We start from the raw sequence: 4,960 nt of genomic DNA on the forward strand, positions 1-4,960 counted from the left end.
TCCGGGTCACGGTGAAGCAGGGCGGACGCACGTGGACCCGCACCGCCCCACGTGCGGCCAAGCCGCGGTTCGCCGAGCGTTTCGCCCTGCGAGGCCTGCGCCGGGGTCCGGCCACCGTGCACGTGTGGGCGCTCGATACCCCCGGCACGCGCGGCTCGGACCGCAAGCTGCTGATGCGCCGCATCGTCGTGCGCTGAGCCGACGACCGGGACCGACTTCGCCGCAGTCGCGCCCTCGGACGCCCCGAGAGGCCACAATCGGGGGATGACCACGCGCGACGTCGACGTCCTGATCGTCGGAGCCGGCCTGTCCGGCATCAACATGGCCCACCGGATCCAGGAGGCCTGCCCGGGCCTGGACTACGCGATCGTCGAGCGGCGCGAGCGGATCGGCGGCACCTGGGACCTGTTCCGCTACCCGGGCGTGCGCTCCGACTCGGACTTCTTCACGCTGTCGTTCCCCTTCCGGCCCTGGCGTGGCGAGAACGCGATCGTCGAGGGCGAGCAGATCCGCGAGTACCTCGAGGACACCGCCCGCGAGTCCGGCATCGATCGCCGCATCCGCTTCGGCCGCCGAGTCGTCGCCGCCGACTGGTCGTCGCACACGGGCCGTTGGACGGTCGAGGTCGAGGGCCCGGACGGCCCCGAGAGCTGGACGACCCGGTTCCTCGTCGCCTGCACGGGCTACTACGACTACGACCAGCCGTACGACCCCGGCCTCACGGGGCTGGAGGACTTCGCCGGCACCGTCGCGCACCCGCAGTTCTGGCCCGAGGACCTCGACCACACCGGCAAGCGGGTCGTCGTCATCGGCAGCGGCGCGACCGCAGTGACGATCGTGCCCGCGATGGCGCGCGACGCCGCCCACGTGACGATGTTGCAGCGCACGCCCAGCTACCTGCTCGCGCAGCCGAAGTCCGACGCCATCGCGGACGTCCTGCGTCGTGTCCTGCCCGCCGGACCCGCGCACCGCGTCGTCCGCGCCAAGAACGTCGCCCTCAACTGGGCGCTGTTCCAGGCATGCCAGCGCGCTCCCCGCGCGATGCGCTCGCTGCTGCTCAAGGGCGTGGCGCAGGCCACCGGCTCGCAGGAGATCGCCGAGCGCGACTTCAACCCGCCGTACGACCCGTGGGACCAGCGCCTGTGCGTGACCCCGAACGGTGACATCTTCCGCGCGATCAAGGCCGGCGACGCCTCCGTGGTCACCGCGCGGATCGACCGCTTCGTGCCCGAGGGCGTCCGCCTCGAGGACGGCACCGTGATCCCCGCGGACATCGTCGTCACGGCGACCGGACTGTCCATCAAGATCCTCGGCGGCGCCTCGCTGACCGTCGACGGCGAGCCCCGCGACCCCGCCGAGTCCTACGCGTACCACGGGGCCATGCTCAGCGGCCTGCCGAACCTGGCCTTCTGCGTCGGCTACATCAACCTGTCGTGGACGATGCGCTCGGACATGACGTCGCGCCTCGTCGCCAGGGTGATCCGCCGCCTGCTGGACTCGGGCGCCACGTCGGTCGCGCCGCTGATGGCCGGGGCCCCGGTCTCGCGGCCGCTCATGGACATGCAGTCGGGCTACCTGCAGCGAGGCGCGCACCTGATGCCCCGCGCGACCGGCGCCACGCCGTGGTCGTTCCGGCAGAACTTCCTCGTCGACGCGTGGACGACGAACCGGGCCGACCTCGACGACGGACTCGTGTGGACGACCTCAGCGGCCCATGAAGCCGGCCGCGGCCGTGGCGCCGGTGAGCGCGTCGTGGGCCAGTAGGGCGGTGCCGGCGGTCCAGGTGGACTGCTCGACGGGCCAGCGCTTGGCGTCCTCGTAGACCAGGCCGGTCCACCAGGAGCCGTCCGCGTCACGCAGGTGCTGGATGTCGGCGTAGAGGGACGCGGCGGCGTCCGTCCGGCCCGTCCGCACCAGCGCGAGCACCAGCTCGAGCGTCTCGCCCCCCGTCACCCACGGGTTCACGGTGACGCAGCGCGCGCCGAAATCGGGCACGACGAACTCGTCCCACCGCTCGTCGAGGCGCGCCTCGGCGGCCTCGTCCTCGAGGACACCGGTCATCACCGGGTAGTACCAGTCCATCGAGAAGCGCGGCTTGGGCGTGAACCGCTCGGGGTGGTTGACCAGGGCGTCCGCGATGCCGTCGGCGGCCTTCGACCAGTGCGGGCGCGGGTGGCCCCAGCGCTCGGCCAGCCGAGCGGCGCAACGCAGGCTGAAGGCGATGCTCGAGTTGCCCGTCACGAGGCACTCGTCGGCGACCTTGCCGTCCATGCCGCGCGCCCAGGCGACGGGTCCCTCACCGCGCTGCAGCTCGAGCACCACGTCGACGGCACGCTCGACCATGGGCGCGAACCGGCTGGTGTCCGTGCCGAGCAGCTCGAGGTGCCACAGGCCGGTGGCGACGTACGCGCAGTAGTTCGCGTCGGTCTCGGGCTCCTCGACGCCGTCGTCGTCGGTGCCGGGCCAGTACTTGCGGGCCCACGACCCGTCGGGACGCTGCGCCCGGCGCAGCCAGTCGTAGGCCGCGACGGCCTCGTCGACCAGGCCGACGGTCGCGAGCCCCATCGCCGACTGGACGTGGTCCCAGGGGTCGAGGTGCCCACCGTCGAACCACGGGATGGCGCCGGTCTCGAGCTGGATCGAGGCGATCCACTTGCCGGTCTGCTCGGCCTCCGAGGGGGTCACGTCCGCTCCCCCACTCCACTTTTGGTCGTGGATCCACCTTCCCCGGTGGGTTCAGCGTGGATCCGTGACCAAAAGTGGAGAACGGGCGCAGGGAGAGCGTGTTCGCGAGTGGGCTGAGCCATCAGAACGGCTTCTGGAAGTACAGCGCCACGCTCTTGCCGATGAGCGGGTTGAGGGCCCTCTCGGTCCAGCGGGTCGCCTTGGGCGCCTTCATCATGTCCCACACCAGCAGCTGGTGATAGCCGCGGACAGCCGGGTGCTGGTCGCGCTCGACGCCCACTGCGCACTTGATCCACCAGTAGGGGGCGTGCAGGGCGTGGGCGTGGTGCTGGTGCGTGAACTGCAAGCCGGTGGCCTCCAGCTTGGCGCGCAGCTCGTCGGCCTTGTAGATGCGGATGTGACCGCCCTCGTTGGCGTGGTACTCGTCCGAGAGCGCCCAGCACACGCGCTCGGGCAGCCACCGCGGCACCGTGACGGCCAGGACGCCGCCCGGCGCGAGGATCCGGGTCAGCTCGCTGATGGCCTGGACGTCCTCGGGGACGTGCTCAAGGATCTCGGACGCCAGCACGACGTCGAACGAGCCGTCCTCGTAGGGCATGTCGAGGATCGTGCCGACCTCGATCTCGCCGCGGCCGCCGGGCGGGACCTCGCCCTCCAGCTCCATGGCGGCGAACATGCCCTCGACGCCCTTGAGCTCGACCTCGTCCATGTCGAAGGCCGTGACGTGCGCGCCGCGGCGCAGTGCCTCGAAGGAGTGGCGGCCGGCGCCGGCGCCCACGTCGATGAAGCGGGTGCCGCGTCCGACGCGGAGTCGGTCGAAGTCAACGGTCAGCATGGGGATTCCTTCCGTCCCGAGACTGGCGGGCGTGGTGATCGGCGATCACCGTCTCATAGGTCTTCGCGGTCGCTCGGGCGACGGCGATCCAGCTGAAGCGCTCGATGGCGCGCTCGCGCCCGATGGTCGAGAGCCGGGCCCGCTCGGCGGGGTCGTCGAGCAGACGGCCGATGTGCGTGACGAGCTCCTCGACGTCGCCCGGCCTCACCAGCACGCCGCCGTCGCCGACCACCTCGGGCAGGGCACCGGCGGCGCTCGCGACCAGCGGCGTGCCGCACGACATCGCCTCGACGGCCGGCAGGCTGAAGCCCTCGTACAGGGACGGCACGGCCATGACCTCGGCCGACGAGATCAGGGCCGCGAGCTCCTCGTCCGAGATGCCGCTGTGCACCGTGACGATGCCGGCGAGGTCGCCGCGGTGGACGCGCTGGTACGCGGATCCGTCGGGATCGAGGTTCGAGACCAGCTGCACGTCGATGTCGCGGTCGGTGCTGAGCTTCGCGGCCGCATCGAGGAAGTGCGACAGTCCCTTGAGGGGCGAGTCGGCGCTGGCCACCACGACGATGCGACCCGGGACCCGCTCGCCGGACGGGCTGAACAGGTCGGTGTCGACGCCGAGCGGAACGACGTTCATCTGCTCGGGATCGAGGCGGAAGTCCGCGACCGTGTCCGCCGCGGACGCCGAGGAGACGCCCAGGATCGTACGGATCCGGCGGGCGACGAACGCCTGCATCCGCACGAACGCGTACCAGCGCCGCGTCGTGACCTGCTTGCGCAACGGGGCGGCGGCGATGTCGAGCTTGCGGTCCCGGCTGATCGGGTGGTGGATCGTCGCCAGGAAGGGCTGTCGGGCATTGATCGTCAGCAGCCCGAACCCCAGCGACTGGTTGTCGTGCACGACGTCGAACCCGGACAGGTCCAGGCGGCGCGCCCGCAGGCTGAACGTGAGCGGCTCGGGGAACGCCGCAGTGAGCATCTGCAGGTACTCGAGGACGTCGATCCAGTCGCGGAACTCACGCAGCCTCGGCGTGCGGAACGGGTCGTCGTCGCGGTAGAGGTCGAGGCTGGGCACCTTCTCGAGGCGCACGCGCGGGTGCAGGTCCTCGGGATACGGCTGCCCGGAGAAGATCGTGACGTCGTGACCCAGCTCGGCCAGTCCGGCGCTGAGGTTGCGCACGTAGACGCCCTGCCCGCCGCTGTGCTGCTTGCTGCGGTACGACAACAGTGCAATGCGCACGCGGCCCTCCTCTTACTCGTCGGTAGCCATTCTGCCGGTCGGCCCCGGACCACGCACGGGCGCACCCCTGCTGTGGTCCGCGCCTCGCTGCCGGCCCTTCCCCCACTTTTGGTGCGATATTCCGCTCCCACCGCCGTTCGGACGGAATCCCGCACCAAAAGTGGGGGGACGGCGGGCGGGCGGGCGGGGGCGGGGCGGCGGGG

The 4,960-nt window shown here is 71.4% G+C and carries 5 protein-coding genes; 2 read left to right on the forward strand and 3 right to left on the reverse strand.

Annotated elements, in window-relative coordinates:
* Both RT323_RS15970 and RT323_RS15975 read left to right on the forward strand, forming a co-directional pair.
* Positions 1-197, forward strand: a 197-nt coding sequence (locus RT323_RS15970) for a hypothetical protein (protein WP_313410202.1), incomplete at its 5' end; no start/stop codon positions are given.
* A gap of 67 nt (positions 198-264) precedes the next feature.
* Positions 265-1,764, forward strand: coding sequence for an NAD(P)/FAD-dependent oxidoreductase (locus tag RT323_RS15975; RefSeq protein ID WP_313410203.1), 1,500 nt, complete (start codon positions 265-267; stop codon positions 1,762-1,764).
* Here the strand turns inward: RT323_RS15975 and RT323_RS15980 are convergent.
* From RT323_RS15980 to RT323_RS15990, 3 genes are all read right to left on the reverse strand, one after another.
* Complete coding sequence (locus RT323_RS15980; protein WP_313410204.1) at positions 1,705-2,685, reverse strand: prenyltransferase; 981 nt, start codon at positions 2,683-2,685, stop codon at positions 1,705-1,707. The two genes, RT323_RS15975 and RT323_RS15980, sit on opposite strands and share 60 nt — an antisense overlap.
* Positions 2,686-2,806: 121 nt before the next feature.
* The gene (locus RT323_RS15985; protein ID WP_313410205.1) at positions 2,807-3,520 is read right to left on the reverse strand and encodes a class I SAM-dependent methyltransferase; all 714 of its coding nucleotides are present in this window, start codon (positions 3,518-3,520) and stop codon (positions 2,807-2,809) included.
* A complete protein-coding gene (locus RT323_RS15990) occupies positions 3,507-4,757 on the reverse strand; it encodes a glycosyltransferase family 4 protein (protein ID WP_313410206.1) in 1,251 nt (416 codons plus the stop codon). The genes RT323_RS15985 and RT323_RS15990 overlap by 14 nt, the downstream gene beginning before the upstream one ends.
* Positions 4,758-4,960: the final 203 nt, after the last annotated feature.

Source organism: Aeromicrobium sp. (genome assembly GCF_032084975.1).
Classification (GTDB): Bacteria; Actinomycetota; Actinomycetes; order Propionibacteriales; family Nocardioidaceae; genus Aeromicrobium.